Genomic DNA, 18,085 nt, shown 5'->3' on the forward strand with positions numbered 1-18,085 from the left:
GTTACCCCTCGATCTCGATGCGTGTCAGGTTATCGCGCAGAATGGGACCGTACTCGTACTTGCCAGCACAGACATAGCTGCACAGGGCCAGATCCTCTTCCTCAAGTTCCAGTACACCCAGCTTCTGGGCTACTTCTGTATCGCCAACGATAATGGCACGCAACAACTGGGTGGCCAGAATATCCAGCGGCATCACTTTCTCGTAATTGCCCACAGGCACCATGGCTCGCTCACCACCATTGGTTGTGGTGGTAAAGTCAAACAGGCGGCTGGGGTTCAGTCTGGAAAGCAGCAGGTTCAGGGTGGAGTGACGATCAACTGCCGGGTTCAGCCAGCTCATGAACAGACGCTCAGTGCCTTCTTTCAGAATGGAAACCTGATTGTGGTAACGTCCCAGCCAGGCAAAAGCACCACTGGCAGTCCGACCTCCCAGAATGGAACCACTGATAATACGGTTATCACCGCTTTTCAGTTCACCGGCTGTCAGCTCTTCCAGGCTGGCACCTACACGGGTACGAACCAGGCGTGGTTTTTCCACCTGCGGTCCCGCCAGGGAAACCACCCGGTCTGTGTACAGTTTGCCAGTGGTAAACAATTTACCAACCGCAATCACATCCTGATAGCTTATCTGCCAGACGGTCTTTTTTACAGAAACCGGATCCAGAAAATGGATATGGGTACTTGGCAGACCCGCAGGGTGTGGGCCAGAGAACTCTTCAGCATTGGCTATACCTGCCGGGATACGGGCACCCGGTGCCTTGCAAAGGAAAATTTTGCCAGCGCTGAGTTTGCCCAGTATATTGATGCCCAGTTCAAAGGCTTCGGTCTGCTCATTGATGACCACCTCCGGATTGGCTGCCAGAGGGTTGGTATCAATAGCGGTCACAAAAATAGAGTTCGGACGGGAACCCAGGGCAGGAACCTTACTAAATGGACGGGTGCGAATAGCTGTCCAAAGGCCGGCCTGGTTTAACGTCTCTTCCACCTGTTCAGCGGTCAGGCCGGACAGTTCCTCAGGTTTGTAAGAGGCGAAAGTTTCTTCTTCATCGCCCTTGATATCAATGACGACGGATTGCAGAACACGCTTCTCTCCGCGGTTAATGGCTGCCACCACACCGCCTGCGGGCGCTGTGTAGCGAACCCCCGGAGTTTTTTTATCAGTAAAGAGCAATTGCCCTTTTTTAACTCGATCTCCTTCAGCTATCGCCATTGTGGGCTTCATGCCCACATAGTCAAAGCCAACCACGGCGACCGAGCGTATAGCCCTGCCGTCCGAGATGCTTTGTTCAGGCGATCCTGAGATTGGGAGATCCAGCCCCTGTTTGATTTTGATCATACCTTTCGCCTAATCAATCAAGTTGAGGTCAGGAATAACCTGTCTTTTCGGTTAAAGTTACTGCAATAGACACAGCTGGCACTTCAGGGTCTTTAGGCAGAAGCCGGCATGAAGAATATGCCAGCTTGCCCCGGACGCCCCGTTAAAAGTCAGTTTGCGATGAATCCCCGAGACACCGCTTTTTATACTCACTCCTATTTCTGGTTATCAGCAGGCATTCCACCCACCTTAAAGACCAAAAGCAAAAACAGGTATAATTACAGACTTTTCATAAGCACAAAAAGACCTCACTTAGCACATAAGCCCGCAGCCTATACCTGCGAATTTATGTGTCAAAAGTGGGGTCTGATACCAATAGCTGCTCCCCTCGCAATGAAACTACTACTTGGGACGAAATGAAAAACAGAGCCTCAGGGCTTAGCATAACGCCAGAGCCGCAAGCTCCATTTTCGAACATTCATCTCAAACAGCTGTACATTCAGGGATCTTGAAACAGCGATTGGCATAACCAGCCTGGGTTCAATACTTGCACGATAACCAGGCAACTCAGTCAGGCGAACTTCAACAAAAAGCCTGTTTTACCACCCCCGGCAGCTTAACAACACTCTCTATTTAAACACATCTGACCGGCATAATAACCATGCTTTCCCATCCCTGTCGGGCCACAGCAAAATAACCAATTAAAATGGTAGGGCGATTATAAAGACAGAGCGCTAGATATTCCATACTCAATCACAATGTAAATGGTGGAAAAATACTCTGTATTTATACGGGTGGTCAAAGGACTGCATCCATTTAATCCGAGTTCAATAGAGCAATGAGCAACCACTCTGGATCAGCTTCAGCTGGCTCTTTTTTTACAGATACAGGTATAAACCACGCCAGGCAATATCTATCCAAACATACACTTTCTAGCAGAGTGCGGTTTAATCCGTCGCAATCAGGGAAGTGCTTACAGTCACACAGCCTACAACCATATTAACTAAAAAACTCACTCTTGCAGGGAACCCAACTCACCACCTTTGCCCTTACTTTTTGATTGAGTCTTATCTTTCTCATAGCCGATCTGCAACCATTTCGCAGCCGTTGCTTCAGGATCCAGTTGCAACAATAGATCTGATCTTAATTTCTCATCAATCTTATTCTTAACAGTCGGTTGCGCACGGCCTGGGGCAGTTTGTTTTGGAACCGTCACTTTACTATCAAATGGTGCTCTAGCCATAGATACATTAGCAAACGTAGTTTTGGAAGCAGAACCCACTCCTGCTATGTATTTCAACCAGTGATCGTATTCTTGTTGATCACATTTCACAAACACTAAACCCTGTTCTTCATCAGAATATTTATACAGAAACCTATCGGTATTGGTCGTATGATTCCAAATCCATAGTCCATCTTTAATAACACACGAATACCCCCCTTGTTGTGGATGATATACCCATTCATTCTCCAATTCTTCTACAGCTTTTTTTTCTATCTCCTTAGCACCCTTTTCATCTTCAGAACCTAATACCATCAGAGGATCCGCTGATTTATGCTTAAAATTTCCCAAGCCAGCCTTATCATCACTTTCTTGCTGCTGGTATGCAGCCATTGTATCTTCAGGATCTATACCTTGATACGCCTGTTTGACTGATTGATCAGGCTTGTCAAAAAAATCAGGGTCAAACATAAACCAATGACCAAGACAGCATCCATATATCGTCTCAGGAAAACCCTGAACATATGTCTCTCTACAGGTATAGTTTTTTTGATCACCTTCCTGGGAAGATTTTTCTATAAGAAGTTTCAAGCTTGAATATTGCTTTCCCTCTTTATTTTCAAAAGCTGCAATTCCAAGCTTATCCCACATCCTAACCATCCCGGTTTCACCAGGTATCCTGACAGACTGATAGTTTTTACTCGTAGCAGTACTTCGTAAATTTCCCCCTTCATACTTCATGACACCAAAAATAGCATCTTCATTTCCCTCAAAATACACCTTATAGTAGAAATCTGTAGGACCACACCAGACCACGCCAGAAAAAACAGAATACGATATTAAAATAGAAAAAAACAGATACTTCATTAGTTTTAAGCAATTCATAATAAAGCCCTCTAATTACAAAAACCCCTAACTAAAAACTTTTATTACATTTAATTCCGTCTAAAAAAAAGATTTTCCATAAAATAATTACATGACCATGGATTATAAAAACTTTCACTCTGCTCCATCATGACTTGACCGAGAAACTCTGCCTCATCATCCAAACAGGGGCAACCACATAATTTAAAATATTCCTTGAACCCATTAGTTGCTCCCTGAGCATAAAGCCATCTATTAAACTGGATTGCTCCATCATAGCAAAGCCTTAAGGTATCAGCTCTTGTCTTTGCTGAAGGAAGAGTATAAGGAAGCTTACCATCCCTTTGCAAAGTTGGAGGGAGCGTTCCTGTTCTCATTCTCACATACAAAATAGCTACAGCAGCAATATCTTTAAAATAACCATTATAACCCTCTTCATGTCTATCCAATACAACATCATTATCAGTTTCTTCTGATAAAATTGGTTTTTGAACAGAAAAATATCCATGCGGGCCAATCAAACCTTGGCAAATAGCATCATCATTCTTTAACCAGTGTGATATACCAAAATCACAAATTTTTAGTTTCCCACTATAATTAATCAACACATTCCTAGGCTTTAAATCTCGGTGTATGATATTTTTTCCATGCAAGTGACTTAATCCACACAGCAACTGGTACAAATAATTACTAGCAATTTTTCTACTAAGCATCTTGCCCTGTAATTCTTTATCAAGCGCATTACAATAACAATCCATAATCACGACCAACTTTCTATTGCCGGAATCGAATAGAGCATCTCTTACTTTCACAACATTCTCATGTGGATCCCTTTTAATCTCGCAAACAATGTCATATTCCCTCAATAACTGATGATAATAGTGAGCCATTTTATCTTGGTTATCTTTTATTGCTTTTGGTGGAACTGAAACTCTCACCGCACAATAATCGGTATTTTCCACATCAAGAGCTCGAAAAATATCAGACTCAACGCCTTTCCCAATTTCTTTTTCCAAAATATATTTATCTCTATAAAATTCGGGAAGTTTATCCTGCATGTTTATATTTTTCTCAATTTGCGATAGCTCTTCAAACCTCTTGTTTTTCCTATCAACTTTCACCCTTACATACTTATTACCATTTTGGTAGATTCGAACATTATCATCAGAGTCTGAACTTAAAAACTGAGGAGCATCCCTTATTGAAGAGTCCCGTCTTAAATCACAAGATAGTGACCATTCAGAAAACATTCTTTCTAATAGCTGTTCTTCAGATGGAGGAGAAATTAAGTGAACCTGTAACTCCCTTTGTCTTTCCTTTGAGCTGGACCAGCGAGTAGTTTGTGGAAAAATATCTATTTCTAAAGGTTTCATACTTTCCATCGATACAAGTCTAAACTTCCTACTTCTATGAAAGCAGTGATTATCCCTGTTGTAGCATGCCAACTGATACAGGCTATCTGATCTCGTATCAAGCAACTTTTCCCAAGTAATTGTTCTTGTCGTTTTATTGACATCAAATCCATATGTCTCTGATGCCCTGCCATAAATAAAACCTGCTTCATGCACTTTCTTTTGCGTTACAGCATCAACCAGTTCAACCCGTGAACTCCGACTGGCTTCCTTATCATCGAAATACTCCATCCAATCGTAATAAAAATCCCGATCTTGACCAGTATAGTAGTTCTGGCAGACAGACAAGACAGGCCCAAAAATATCTTTTCCGCTTCCCTGTATTTCTTTAATGAGTTTATCACTTTCAAACCCACCACTACTAACTAAGGAATCCTGAGGTGCATATGGTTCTAAACCTTTAAGGAATTTATCTCCTACAATATTATAAATGAATTTTCCATCACGCTTACCTTTCCTATCGATATGTGCGGAAAAAACACATCGATCATCCAAAACAATAGCGCTATAAATTTTACCACCATGGACAACAATAGTTTTTTGATACCTGGCTCTTTTTAAACCTGAACTCTTACTATGATGTTGAATAAATGATTGGGGAAATGGGTCTTCAGACTGTGGTTTATAAGGCATTAAAACAACCCTTCCTTTCCACTCAAAAAAAAGCATTTGTATTTTTCCCATATAATTTGAGCCTGACAACTCAAAAACCTTAGCCTCTATTTTCAAAAACCCTTGCTCTACCAGTCGATGACATTCAATTGAATGATGATCAGCAAAAGATTTTCTAATAAACGAAACCCCAACATCCAGATCAACTTTCGTACCGTCAGGATCAAAACAAGGATACTCAATACCATAGTAATTCATGGCCAAACTTACATCTACTTTATCTACCTGCCCAACCAGCATTAACTCTAAAGTATTGAGACTATAATTTTCTTCCGGGGACTTTTCATCCCTACAATATAACGACTCTAGAACATTATCTTTTTTATCATCCACAAAAACAAGACAAGAAACACTATCCAAACCAAAAAGCCGGCCACATAAAAAAAATAAGCTAATTATAAGCAATAATAACTTAACTATTATTTTCCTATTTAAACTTACCCTGGAGTTTAAAAAAAGAAAAAACCCACAAAAAAACAAGCCAATAAATTCAGCCATACAAAAACTCTTTGAGTATTACGAACTACTCATAAAGATCAAGTCTGGTACATATACTATTAATGTCAAAGCCTGTTTAGTGATAAATAATATCACCTATATCTTAAGATGCTATACCCTGAAAGTATCAATTAGTTCTTATTATGCTTAAGCCCAAGACAGGCTTCATGCCTGCCCTGACTCTAGAATATAAAAATCACCTAGCTGCTTTTTTAAATAGCTTAAAAAAATTATTGGTCGTTTGTTCTACCAACTTATCTACCGAAATTTTTTTCAGGTCGGCAATATAATGTGCTACCTCAGCGACAAAAGCAGGTTCATTAGGCTTACCTCTGTGGGGAACAGGGGCAAGATAGGGCGCATCCGTTTCAATAAGCATTCGATCAAGGGGTAACTGTTTTACCACATCCCTTAAGGCAGAAGCATTGCCAAAGGTCACTATTCCTGAAATAGATATCATAAAATTCATATCCATGGCCGCTTTTGCCATCTCCCGGGACTCTGTAAAACAATGCAGAACACCTGCCTGCTCCAGATCACCATGGGCACGAATAAGGCTGAGGGTATCTTCCCGGGCATCACGGGTGTGGACAATCACCGGCAATTCTGCCCGGGCGGCAGCCTGTAGTTGTATAACAAAGCATTCCTGCTGCGCCTGTTTATTATCAGGGGAGTAATAGTAATCCAGGCCGGTTTCACCGATGGCAATAACTTTGCTGTGCCTGGCATAGTTTAAAAGCTGGTCTATATCTGGTGCTGGTGACTTATCTTCGAGAGGATGCACCCCTATCGAGGCATAGACGTCAGGAAACTGTTCAGCCAGCTGAATAATCTGCCCCGCATGCTCCATATCAATACCAGCACATAAGACTTTACCAACCCCTCTTTTTCGGGCAGCAGCAAGGGCTAATTCCAGCTTTCCGTCGTATTTATCCAGCTTCAGCCGATCAAGATGGCAATGGGAATCTACCAGCATATTCAATATCAATAACCTTGTGAGGGAAGGGTTTCAAAAGGCAGGCATCATCCCCGCTAATTCCAGCTCCGTCAATCCATCTCCCTAAAACTACATGGTACTGGTTTCCCGCTCCGACTTCAGGGTTCCGGCAAGATGGGCTTCAATTTTAGTACGCACAGTATCATCCGCACTGGCAAACTGTATTCCGATACCTGCACGCTTCCTGCCCTGGGCGCCCTCGGGTGTAATCCAGACCACCCGGCCTGCCACTGGCAGAACTTCAGGATCATCCATTAGCGTTAAACGGATAAAAACCTCATCACCCAAATGATATTTTTTGGAGGTGGGAATGAATACACCCCCTCCCTCAAGAAAAGGCATATACGATTCATAAAGAGAAACCGTATCTTTAATTGTTAGCGACAAAAAGCCCGTCATTCCTCGAGACATATCCTTTTCTCCTCAGGTTTTATCTGGCAAAAATTGGGTCACCGTCCTTCGTATCAACTCAAACAAACAGGAACCAAGAAAGCTGGCTACAAAATCATCAAGATGAAACTCTCTTCCAGGCGCCCATAACTGTGCCACTTCAATTCCCAAGGCAATAACTGCCATTACCCCCAACCGGGTTCCTGTTGTTGATGCAGGAAAAGAAATGGCCGCAAAAAAAGACAGACCCAAAAAGGCCATAATATGCCGAAGCTTATCCCCCATGAAATCTAATGGCTGCCACGATGTAAATAAAGCATTCCACAAGACAACCATTAAAACCGCAATTAAAGCCAGGCGGGCTATATATAGCCTGTGCTGAACCTGCATATTGAAGTACTTATTGTTTATTATTGTCTTATAAAACTAACCCAAGATAGCGGCAAAAAACACCTTCAAGCACAAGCAGTGTATTCAGGTTTCCTCCTGATAGCAGAATTTGCCTTTGCGCCACCAGCAAATCCCTCAACTCAATTAACTGCCGGATATCTGATTTACCCGCAAGATAACCAATAAGCTTAATCAGATCGTCATTTTTTATGACGCCATCTTCCCCGGATAATTTAAACTTAACACTGTCCTCCAGCCAGCTTGCCAACCACTCCAGAATCTGCACATAATCCCGACCCTGCCACTCTTTAGCCACTTCAACAGGGGTCAGTTCCCCTTTAAAAAGTGCCCCCACAGAGTCAATGAGATCCCGCCGCAGCTTTAACGTACCTTGCCCGAAAAAAGCATAGGCCAGCAGGGGAGAGCCAGAAGCCAGATTCAATAATAGCCCGGCATCCCTGGAATCATCCAGCTTATCCATCAACCAGGACAGTGCCTGTTCCTTCCCTGGGGTTGCAAAGCTCAACACCTGACACCGGCTTCTAATAGTAGGCAACATATCCGCCGCACGATGGGAAACCAGCAAAAACAGGGTTTCAGCTCCAGGCTCCTCAAGGGATTTAAGCAAAGCATTAGAGGCATTGATATTCATGGCCTCCGCCGGATTGATAATGATAATCCGGCGCCCCCCTTGCTGAGCCGTCTTTTGCGCAAAATCGTTCAGGGCCCTGACCTGACCAATCTTGATGGGCCGACCAGTCTCCTCCGGCTCAACAACCAGCAAATCCGGATGATTGCCCGCCTGAATCAGGGAACATCCTTTACAACGCTGACAGGGTTCGTTGCCATTCGCTTCACACAGCAGCATTCCGGCAAAGGCCTTGGCAAAGTGCAATTTGCCAACCCCGGAAACCCCTTTCAACAGGAAGGCATGAGCCAGAGCCCCTTGCCGAGCACTAGCCATCATCATTTGCCAGAGTTCGTCATGCCAGGGAAGAGGCTGAAAACTCACAGGCATGACTCCAGATACTCTGCCAGTATCGTTTCGATCCGGACTCTGACAGATTCAATACTCTGGCTGGCATCCACCACCCTATACCGTTCTGGAAATTGCTCAGCCCTGGCAAGATAAGCCGCCCTGACACGCTTGAAGAAGTCAATATCTTCCTGCTCTATACGATCCAGCTCACCGCCCCGTCCACGGGCCCGGGCAAGACCCAGTTCCGGCTCCAAATCCATCAACAGGGTTAAATCCGGACGACAATCTCCCTGTACCAGCTGCTCAAGAATTTCGATTCGTGAACAATCAACACCCCGTCCTCCGCCCTGATAGGCATAAGTTGCATCAGTAAAACGATCGGATAAAACCACTTTATCCTGAGCAAGGGCTGGCTTGATTTTTTCATGGAAATTCTGTGAACGGGCAGCAAACATCAGCAGCAGCTCAGTGGTATCCGCCACTGATTCCTGGTGCTTGGCCAGCAGCAGCTCCCTGATTTGCTCAGCCAACAAGGTGCCGCCCGGCTCTCTTGTTTGTTCAAACGCAATACCCTTTGCTATAAGCCATTGGCGAATAGACTCCATAGCTGTTGTTTTCCCTGCACCTTCACAACCTTCTACCGTGAGAAAAAAACCCATGAATTTCCTTAAATTAATTAACCTCAAAAGTAGAGCGATAGTCTGACCTTCGCTCACTGACCTGATACTTTCTGACCGCCTTGTTATGCTCAACCAGCGATTCTGAAAAATAATGGGTACCATCACCCTTGGCCACAAAGTACAGTGATTTCCCGTCAGCCGGATGCAATGCCGCATTGATGGCCTCTCTCCCCGACAAGGCAATGGGTGTTGGCGGCAACCCTTTAATGACATAGGTGTTATAAGGTGTTTTCTCTCGCAGCATACGCCGGCTTAACTGACCATCATACCGCTCACCCATTCCGTAAATAACGGTAGGATCACTTTGCAGCCGCATCCCCCTTTGCAGCCGTCTAACAAATACACCAGCAATGGCAGGACGTTCGAAGGCTGCCCCGGTTTCCTTCTCGATAATAGAAGATAGAACCAGCGCCTCATATGCACTGTCAACGGGTAAGCCCTTGGCCCGCCCTAACCACTCCTCTTCCAGGACTTTATTCAAACGTTTATGGGCCCTGGCCAGAATCGAACGAACCGGTGCACCCGCTTCAAAAAAATAGGTATCCGGATAAAACAGCCCTTCGGCTGCCCCGTCAATCCCCAAAGACTTGAGCAAGTCGGGAATATCCTCCCGCTTTACCGGCTCTGTCAGCTTTGGGTGGGCATTAAGCCTTTCCAGCTCTTGATAAAAGGTCTGCCCCTCCACCAGGGTGATATCGTAATAACGCACCTGCCCCTGGGTGAACATGGCCAGCAACTCCCGACGGGAGATACCTGGCAGAATCTGATAGTCTCCGGCATGAAGGCCTCCGGCAATACCCGACAACCGCCCCATAACAGAAAACACTTCGGGATACTCCAGCACCCCCAAAGCCTCCAGGCCTTGAGCCACTTTAGTCAGGGAATCCCCCCGCTCAATGGTAAAGTCCCGCTCAACGGTAGAGACCACCGGCTGATCCGCATACCAGTTGAGAGCTACCCAACCCGCCCCCATCATCAGGGCCATTGAAAATAGGCCAATGAACAAGCCAAGAAAGAATTTCTTAAGCATTTAACACACCCGTCACTTTGTCTCTGATCACCCGGGTTATATCACCAACAGGCCAATGCCTATGATCACAGGATACAACCGGCCAAATGCCATTAACACTGTTGGCAATAAATACTTCTCTGGCCTTATCAAGCATATCAGGGAATACATCTTTTTCCTGAACCTCCATCCCCCAATCCCGGGCTTGCTCCATGATATATTGCCGACACACTCCCGCAACACCATTCCTGACAAGCGACGGTGTAACAATAACTTCCTGATGATCAATAAAGAACAGGTTACTCATTGTTCCCTCAATAATCCGGCCCTCGAAATCCCTTAATAGCCCTTCAGCATAAGCTGCTCCCTGCCACTCTGACCTGGCTATCACCTGCTCCAGGCGATTCAGGTGCTTCAAACCGGCAAAACTGCTCTGACCGATCCTCAAATCACAAAACCGGATATTAACACCGTCAATTGCATAGTGCTTCGGATACTCCGGCAAGGCATGCAGGGACATTATTCTGCTGGCTTGACCACAGCCAGCAGCATTATAGCCTCTACCCCCACTGCCACGGGTAACAATCACTTTTAGCACAGCCTCAGTAACACCCGAAGACTCCAGGAACAGCAGGCTTTCCCTCCATACCTGCTCAACATCCAGGGTAATACCCAAGCGGCGGGCACCTGACAGAAGTCTCTGCCAGTGCAAATAGTCCAGCGTTTGCCTGCCATTGGTAACCCGAATAGTCTCAAACAGACCATCGCCGTAAGACAAGCCACGATCAGTTATCGAAATCATTTCCGAGGGCTTGCCATTTACCCAAGAAGCCAGACTCAAAAGCATCCCCCCCGTCCACAACGTCTAATTTTGCCTGGAAAAAACCAGTGACACATTGGTTCCCCCAAATCCAAATGAATTAGAAAGTGCATGCCTGATATCCAGCTTCCGTGCTTCACCCGGTATATAATCCAGATCACAGCCCTCTCCGGCATTCTCCAGATTAATGGTGGGCGGAACCATAGAGTCCATTAATGACTTGATTGTAAATACCGCTTCAACAGCCCCCGCTGCACCCAATAAATGGCCTGTCATGGATTTTGTAGAACTGACCGCAAGGGTGTCTGCATACCGGCCAAAGACTGAGCGAATTGCCCTTGTTTCAGCCACATCACCCGCCAGGGTTGAGGTTCCATGGGCATTGATATAAGACACCTGCCCCGCATCAACCCTGGCATCCCTCAAAGCGGCATCCATGGCCCGCGCCGCACCACCACCATCTTCAAGGGGGGCCGTCATATGGTAGGCATCCGCACTCATGCCGATACCACTGAGTTCCGCATAGATTGTCGCTCCCCGCTGACGGGCATGTTCATATTCTTCAAGAACAACAATGCCTGCACCATCCCCAAGTACAAACCCGTCACGATCCCTATCCCAGGGGCGACTGGCTTTTTCCGGTTCATCATTACGGGAAGAAAGCGCCCTTGCGGCAGCAAAACCCGCCATACCCAGAGCAGAAGAGCCTTTTTCAGCACCGCCAGCCACCATCAGGTCCGCATCACCATAGGCAATGGTTCGGGCTGCCAGCGCTATAGCATGACTACCTGTAGCACAGGCTGTGGAAGTTGCGAAGTTCGGCCCCTGAAGCCGGTACTTTATGGATAACCAGCCAGCCGCCATATTAATAATCGCTGCCGGAATAAAAAAAGGTGATATCCGCCTTGGCCCCTTTTCTAACAAGGTATTATAATTTTGCTCAATGGTTGTCAGTCCACCCACTCCCGAACCAATCGCAACACCATATCGATGACTTTTAGTTTCATCAACAGCCAGCCCTGCATCTTCTATGGCCTCAATTGCAGCAGCCAGACCGTATTGAATAAACACATCCATTTTCCGAAGCTCTTTTGAATCCAGAACACCGGTTGCATCAAATCCCTTTACAGCCCCACAGAGCCTTACATTAAAGCCGGTTGTATCGAAATGCTCGATGGTATGAATACCACTCTTGCCAGCCAGGGCAGCCTTCCAACTTGATTCAACATCCAGCCCTATAGGCGTCAAGGCTCCCAGACCTGTAACCACAACCCTTCTACGAGACAACACCGAATCTCCTGCTCAATTTTAATAATGCCAAGCTAATATTCTAACCCTATTGATGAGCACAACCAGTACATAGGGAATGGGGAATGGGGAATAGTATGACCTGCATTCTCTCGATAGCGGGTCAAATATACAGAAAACCCCTTTGAGAAACACAATTGCCCCATTATCTCTACTCCTCATATACCATTCCCTATCCCCTATTCACCATTTCCCACCTCTTCTATATAAACAAGTTCAATACAATAGACAGATACCTTGTTCCCATAAAAACAAAAGCCGCACAAATCATTTGTGCGGCTTTTGCAGGCATAGCAACCGAAGTAGCTATCAGGAATGCGCTACAACGTAGTCAATAGCTTCCTGCACTGTTGTAATTTTCTCGGCTTCTTCGTCAGGAATCTCTGTTTCAAACTCTTCTTCCAGAGCCATTACCAGCTCAACAGTATCCAGAGAGTCCGCGCCGAGATCCTCAACGAAAGAAGCACTGTTAGTTACTTCCTCTTCCTTCACGCCAAGTTGTTCACAAACGATCTTTTTGACGCGTTCTTCAATGGTGCTCATACCCAGTTGTGCTCCTATTGATATTCGGTGCAGCCCATAGCTGCGGTCGGTTAGTGTATATGGTCAATCACGATAATTTCAAGCAAAGCTCTGATAAATTACCGCAATTTAATACATTTAATTACAAAAGGCTGTCGCCATGGTGCCGCCAGGCGCTAACCCCCATACAGCTACCGAATGAGCTGAAATACCCACACACACTCCCGGCGAGGGGATGCCGGGAATGCGATGCCGGGGGGGGGATATAAGAGCTTTGCGACACTCGTCATCCAAGTAGACAAATTCTACTGATATGAGATACAGCGAACCATACTCAAATCATGCAATATTTATGGGATTATCCCATGTACATCCCGCCATTCACATGAAGGGTTTCACCCGTCATATAACCTGCCGCATCACTCACTAAAAAAGCGACAACCTTGGCGATTTCTTCAGGTGCCCCCAGCCGTGCCAGAGGAATCTGCTGAAGCATTGCTTCACGCTGGGCATCTGGCAAGGCACGGGTCATATCAGTATCGATAAACCCTGGCGCAACAGTATTAACAGTAATATTCCGGGAGCCAACCTCCCTGGCCATGGAGCGGGCAAACCCTTCAACACCTGCCTTGGTTGCAGCATAATTGGCCTGACCCGCATTACCCATTGAGCCAACAACAGAGCTGATATTCACAATACGTCCCCAACGAGCCTTGGTCATACCCCTTAACACCGCCTTGCTCATACGGAAAATGGAACTCAGGTTAGTATTAATAACCTGCTCCCACTCATCTTCCTTCATCCGCATCAGGATATTATCCCGCGTAATACCGGCGTTATTGATAAGGATATGGGGTGCCCCATACTTTTCAGTAACCCTCTTAACCACATCAGTGCAGGCATCACTGACAGAGACATCAAGAGCGACTCCCTGTCCCTGAATACCCGCCTCAATTAACATGGCTGTGATTTTTTCAGCGCCAGCACCCGTTGTCGCTGTACCAACAACTGTTGCCCCAGCCTCTCCCAGAGACAGAGCAATAGCCCGGCCGATTCCCCGACTGGCACCCGTGACCAGCGCCACTCTGCCTTGCAGACTACCCATTATCGACGTTTCCATGGTTATTCATAAAAAATAGGGATCGTTCAACAACCATCCATATCTATTTGGTTGGACGCTATGATGCTTTTCAAGCTGATACTTGACTTAACTCTTCGAGCAACTTGTCCATGGCAGACAGTGACTCCAGCGGGGTCACCGGCACCCGTCTGACAATGCGCTTATTCAGACCAGCCAACACTTTTCCCGGGCCACATTCTACAAATTGCGCAACACCTGACTTATGCATCAATTCAATACTTTCAACCCAGCGAACCGGACTATAGAGCTGTGCCACAAGATTATTACGAATAGCCTCAGGTTCTGTCACTACCGATGCAGAAACATTCTGAACCACAGGTATGGATGGGGCAATAATCGAAATTTTTTCAAGTTCCACCTTAAGCTGCTCTGCCGCCGGTTTCATTAAGGCACAATGAGAGGGCACGCTCACCGGTAGCATAATCGCCTTTCTCGCACCGGCCTCACCAGCCAGGGCAGCAGCACGCTTAACTTCCCCTGCACCACCAGCAATAACCACCTGGCCCGGAGAGTTAAAATTAACCGCCTCAACCACACCACCCTGGGCAGCTGACTGACACACTTCTATAACCTGGTCATCAGATAACCCAAGGATGGCAGCCATTGCACCTTCACCCTGAGCAACAGCACCCTGCATAAACAGGCCGCGCTTCCTGACCAGCGATACAGCCTCTTTAAAATCAAGCGAACCCGAACAAACCAGGGCTGAATACTCACCCAGGCTATGACCAGCCAGAAACTCAAGCTTGGCCTCAGGGTTCTTTGAAGCCCAAAGCCGCCAAAGGGCAACACTGGCAGCCAGCAATGCGGGCTGCGTATTTTCCGTCCTGTTAAGCTCTTCCGCTGGCCCGCGGGAAAACAGCGCCATGAGATCAAGGCCCAGAATCTGTGAAGCCTCTTCCAGCGTATCCCTGACTACGGGTTCACCCATGTAGTCCGCCAACATACCAACCTGCTGGGATCCCTGCCCAGGAAAAATAAACGCAAGTTTATCCGTCATTGCTGTGTACTGGTTCCTGATAAAAACTGTGGCAATTATAGAAAAAATCGTGCAAAAGGTGCGTAAATTTATGTTTCCCAACAGTAAGAGGGAATAGGGAATGGTTAATAGGGAATAGTAGACCCTACTATTTTCTGTTAACCATTTCCTATTCCACCTAGGGGCTGTTGAGGTTTTAGCGCATTAGCATATCTTCAATACCTTGAGCCAAACGTCCCTGAACACCACTTTCCACCTCATGAATCGCCCGGCAAATGGCCTGATAGAAACCCTTTTCATCGGCACTGCCATGACTTTTAACCACAATCCCCTGAAGACCCAGAAAACTGGCTCCATTATAAAGTACAGGATTGATTTGATCACCAAATTCACTTAACACCGGCGACACCATCAATCCCAGCAATCGTCGCCACCAACCGGACTGAAACATGGCGGTCAATTCATGCCTGGCAAGATTGGCTACACCCTCGGCTGTTTTCAAGGCAATATTACCAGCAAATCCATCGCAGACAATAACATCAGCCAGACCGGTAAAAATAGCATGTCCCTCTATATAGCCGGTATAATTCAGACTGCCATCCTCCAGCAATATCTGATGGGCAAGACGAACCTGCTCAGACCCCTTGATATCTTCAGTCCCTACATTCAAGAGAGCGACCCTTGGTGCGGCAATCCCATACAAAGACGACGAAAGGCGTGAACCCATAACCGCAAACTGGTAAAGATTGGCAGATGTTGAATCAACGTTTGCACCAATATCCAGTAGCAGAGTTTCACCGTTCCCACAAGGGAGACTGGTGGCAATAGCTGGCCGGTCAACGCCAGAGAAGGTTTTAAGAAGATATCTCCCCATGGCCATCAGCGCCCCGGTATTACCAGCACTGACACAGGCATCGGCATTACCATTAGCCACCTGCTCCAGCATCTTCCACATGGATGATCCTTTTCTGGAACGGAGCGCCTGGGATGGACGATCTCCCATGGCAATGGTGGTATCAGCATGCAGCATTTCAATCCGCCCCGAATCCGCAAGCCCGGGATATTCTACCAGCAACGCATTCATTAAAGGCTTGTCGCCAATCAGTATAAGGCGTATATCGGATCTACTTTTTAATACCCTGGCCACCGAGCAGATACGAGAACGGGGACTCTCGTCCCCGCTCATGATATCAAGTGCGATTTTCATTCCCTGAAGTGCAGACCTTCCTGGCATAAGACATCACTCGTCGTTGTTGCCCGCAATCACTTTACGACCACGATAGAAACCGTCAACAGTCACGTGATGACGACGGTGGGTTTCACCGGAAGCAGCATCCTGAGACAGCTGAGCACTTCCCAGTGCATCGTGAGAACGGCGCATATCGCGCTTGGAACGGGTTTTACGGTTTTTCTGAACAGCCATTATTAAGTCTCCTGAATCGTCGTCTTGGCACCAGCTTTCAGTTTGGCCAGTACGCTGAATGGGTTCGTCCTGTCAGCCTCACCACTCTTTTCTTCCACCTCAACGAGGGCAGCTTCACTGCCAGCATCCTCGGGCCCTGTGGAAAAATCCTGTTGGGCTGAACACTGTTCAGGTTTATGAAAAGGAATGAGTGGCAACTCCAGCAGTAACTCATCCTCCAGCAAAGGCACAAGCTCAACGGGCTCTTCCTGAAGAAAGAGAGGCTCATAACCTGAGGGCAACGCCTTTGCCTGCTCATCAGTCCAGACAGCCATCAACCGAATGTCTGTATGAACTGGAATATCAGCGATATCAAGACACCGCTGGCAGACCATTTTGCACGCCAAATCAAGATGACCTTCCAGCACCACCTGCCGGTCCTCATCCAGATAAAAGCGCAGCGTAGCCTTTACCTCTCCCTGATCATCAGCAAGAGCATCCACCAGCCGACTGAAACGATTCAGTGCCAGCGAACCTTCAAACTGCATACCTTGCCGCGCAAGTTTACGCGGATCAATGGTTTTGGGTAATTGCCCGATTAACATAAGCGCGCCATAATAGGGCGAACCCCCCATTCTGTCAAAGGGTTTCAACCCTTATTTAACATTTTACCGTTTACGAACCCCAGGATAAGAACCCGTCCGATAACCACTGAATCCTTCCAACCACATACCATGAAACTAGTACTCGCATCCAGCTCAAAATACCGACAACAACTTCTTAAAAAACTGGGACTTCCATTCCAGTGCCACTCTCCCAATATCGACGAAACGCCCAAACCGGAAGAATCTGCCCGGGTACTGTCCACCCGGCTAGCCAGGGAAAAAGCATTTGCTATTGCCAGACTTTACCCTGAACACCTGATCATTGCATCCGACCAAAGCGCCCAGCTTGGCAATACCCTTCTTGGCAAACCCGGCAACAAGGAAAGGGCCATTAAACAGCTGACCCGGTGTAGCGGCAATAAGGTCACCTTTTATACTGCACTGGTTCTACTCAATAGCAAATCACAACAATGCCACACCGAATGCATACCTTTTCACGTCCATTTCAAGACATTAACCCAGGAGCAAATCAGTGGCTACGTAGAAAAAGATAACCCTGTTGACTGCGCCGGTAGCTTTAAATGTGAAGGATTAGGCATAGCACTGTTCGAAAAACTGGAAGGTGATGATCCCAATACCTTGATAGGCCTTCCCCTGATCACATTAAATACCATGCTGGCCAAGGAAGGCATTGACCCACTGCTATTATAGCGGACAGTAGTTAACGATCACTGCATTTGATGGCTGTTTCCCGCCAGCCATTCTCTCACTCCGATTATCTGCGTGCAAAGTATTTTTCCCTGACCCTGTCTATCAACTGACGCTGTACTTTCCTGGGGAAGAAGTAAGAAGAGGCAGCAAGAAAAAAGGAGGCTGATTA

18 protein-coding genes are annotated in these 18,085 nt (G+C 46.5%); 1 reads left to right on the forward strand and 17 read right to left on the reverse strand.

Annotation, left to right across the window (positions count from 1 at the left end; all coding sequences use genetic code 11):
- Position 1: 1 nt before the first annotated feature.
- From MJ595_RS20475 to MJ595_RS20555, 17 genes are all read right to left on the reverse strand, one after another.
- Positions 2 to 1,336 carry a Na(+)-translocating NADH-quinone reductase subunit A gene (locus MJ595_RS20475; RefSeq protein WP_263079955.1) on the reverse strand — a complete coding sequence of 445 codons (1,335 nt, stop codon included), beginning with the start codon at positions 1,334 to 1,336 and terminating at the stop codon, positions 2 to 4.
- Between the two features lie 991 nt (positions 1,337 to 2,327).
- On the reverse strand, positions 2,328 to 3,404 hold the full coding sequence (locus MJ595_RS20480) for a hypothetical protein (RefSeq protein WP_263079956.1): 1,077 nt from the start codon (positions 3,402 to 3,404) through the stop codon (positions 2,328 to 2,330).
- Between the two features lie 68 nt (positions 3,405 to 3,472).
- Positions 3,473 to 5,983, reverse strand: a complete 2,511-nt coding sequence (locus tag MJ595_RS20485) for a protein kinase (RefSeq protein WP_263079957.1) — start codon at positions 5,981 to 5,983, stop codon at positions 3,473 to 3,475.
- A 196-nt stretch (positions 5,984 to 6,179) separates the two neighbouring features.
- Positions 6,180 to 6,959 carry a TatD family hydrolase gene (locus MJ595_RS20490; RefSeq protein WP_263322554.1) on the reverse strand — a complete coding sequence of 260 codons (780 nt, stop codon included), beginning with the start codon at positions 6,957 to 6,959 and terminating at the stop codon, positions 6,180 to 6,182.
- Positions 6,960 to 7,049: 90 nt separating this feature from the next.
- Positions 7,050 to 7,391, reverse strand: a complete 342-nt coding sequence (locus MJ595_RS20495) for a PilZ domain-containing protein (protein WP_263079958.1) — start codon at positions 7,389 to 7,391, stop codon at positions 7,050 to 7,052.
- 12 nt (positions 7,392 to 7,403) lie between these two features.
- Positions 7,404 to 7,760 carry a VanZ family protein gene (locus tag MJ595_RS20500; protein ID WP_263079960.1) on the reverse strand — a complete coding sequence of 119 codons (357 nt, stop codon included), beginning with the start codon at positions 7,758 to 7,760 and terminating at the stop codon, positions 7,404 to 7,406.
- Positions 7,761 to 7,788: 28 nt separating this feature from the next.
- Positions 7,789 to 8,772 carry a DNA polymerase III subunit delta' gene (locus tag MJ595_RS20505; protein ID WP_263079961.1) on the reverse strand — a complete coding sequence of 328 codons (984 nt, stop codon included), beginning with the start codon at positions 8,770 to 8,772 and terminating at the stop codon, positions 7,789 to 7,791.
- Entirely contained in the window at positions 8,769 to 9,398 is a 630-nt protein-coding gene (gene tmk, locus MJ595_RS20510; protein ID WP_263079963.1) for a dTMP kinase, read from the reverse strand. The genes MJ595_RS20505 and tmk overlap by 4 nt, the downstream gene beginning before the upstream one ends.
- Before the next feature lie 13 nt (positions 9,399 to 9,411).
- Positions 9,412 to 10,449, reverse strand: a complete 1,038-nt coding sequence (gene mltG / locus MJ595_RS20515) for an endolytic transglycosylase MltG (protein WP_263079964.1) — start codon at positions 10,447 to 10,449, stop codon at positions 9,412 to 9,414.
- Positions 10,442 to 11,275: an aminodeoxychorismate lyase gene (gene pabC, locus MJ595_RS20520; RefSeq protein WP_263079965.1), complete on the reverse strand. Its 834-nt coding sequence runs from the start codon at positions 11,273 to 11,275 to the stop codon at positions 10,442 to 10,444. Before pabC ends, mltG begins: the two co-directional genes overlap by 8 nt.
- Positions 11,276 to 11,293: 18 nt before the next feature.
- On the reverse strand, positions 11,294 to 12,535 hold the full coding sequence (gene fabF / locus MJ595_RS20525) for a beta-ketoacyl-ACP synthase II (RefSeq protein ID WP_263322555.1): 1,242 nt from the start codon (positions 12,533 to 12,535) through the stop codon (positions 11,294 to 11,296).
- A gap of 330 nt (positions 12,536 to 12,865) precedes the next feature.
- On the reverse strand, positions 12,866 to 13,099 hold the full coding sequence (gene acpP, locus MJ595_RS20530) for an acyl carrier protein (RefSeq protein WP_034872521.1): 234 nt from the start codon (positions 13,097 to 13,099) through the stop codon (positions 12,866 to 12,868).
- Between the two features lie 337 nt (positions 13,100 to 13,436).
- A complete protein-coding gene (fabG, locus tag MJ595_RS20535) occupies positions 13,437 to 14,183 on the reverse strand; it encodes a 3-oxoacyl-ACP reductase FabG (protein WP_263079966.1) in 747 nt (248 codons plus the stop codon).
- 85 nt (positions 14,184 to 14,268) lie between these two features.
- The gene (gene fabD, locus MJ595_RS20540) at positions 14,269 to 15,219 is read right to left on the reverse strand and encodes an ACP S-malonyltransferase (RefSeq protein ID WP_263079967.1); all 951 of its coding nucleotides are present in this window, start codon (positions 15,217 to 15,219) and stop codon (positions 14,269 to 14,271) included.
- Between the two features lie 175 nt (positions 15,220 to 15,394).
- Positions 15,395 to 16,432: a phosphate acyltransferase PlsX gene (gene plsX / locus MJ595_RS20545; RefSeq protein WP_263079968.1), complete on the reverse strand. Its 1,038-nt coding sequence runs from the start codon at positions 16,430 to 16,432 to the stop codon at positions 15,395 to 15,397.
- Between the two features lie 6 nt (positions 16,433 to 16,438).
- A complete protein-coding gene (gene rpmF, locus MJ595_RS20550) occupies positions 16,439 to 16,621 on the reverse strand; it encodes a 50S ribosomal protein L32 (protein WP_263079969.1) in 183 nt (60 codons plus the stop codon).
- Between the two features lie 2 nt (positions 16,622 to 16,623).
- Positions 16,624 to 17,205: a YceD family protein gene (locus tag MJ595_RS20555; protein ID WP_263079970.1), complete on the reverse strand. Its 582-nt coding sequence runs from the start codon at positions 17,203 to 17,205 to the stop codon at positions 16,624 to 16,626.
- A 129-nt stretch (positions 17,206 to 17,334) separates the two neighbouring features.
- Here MJ595_RS20555 and MJ595_RS20560 point away from each other — a divergent pair, with 129 nt between their 5' ends.
- On the forward strand, positions 17,335 to 17,916 hold the full coding sequence (locus MJ595_RS20560) for a Maf-like protein (RefSeq protein ID WP_263079971.1): 582 nt from the start codon (positions 17,335 to 17,337) through the stop codon (positions 17,914 to 17,916).
- Positions 17,917 to 18,085 lie beyond the last annotated feature (169 nt).

The organism is Endozoicomonas sp. Mp262, from assembly GCF_025643335.1.
In the GTDB taxonomy this organism is placed as follows: domain Bacteria; phylum Pseudomonadota; class Gammaproteobacteria; order Pseudomonadales; family Endozoicomonadaceae; genus Endonucleibacter.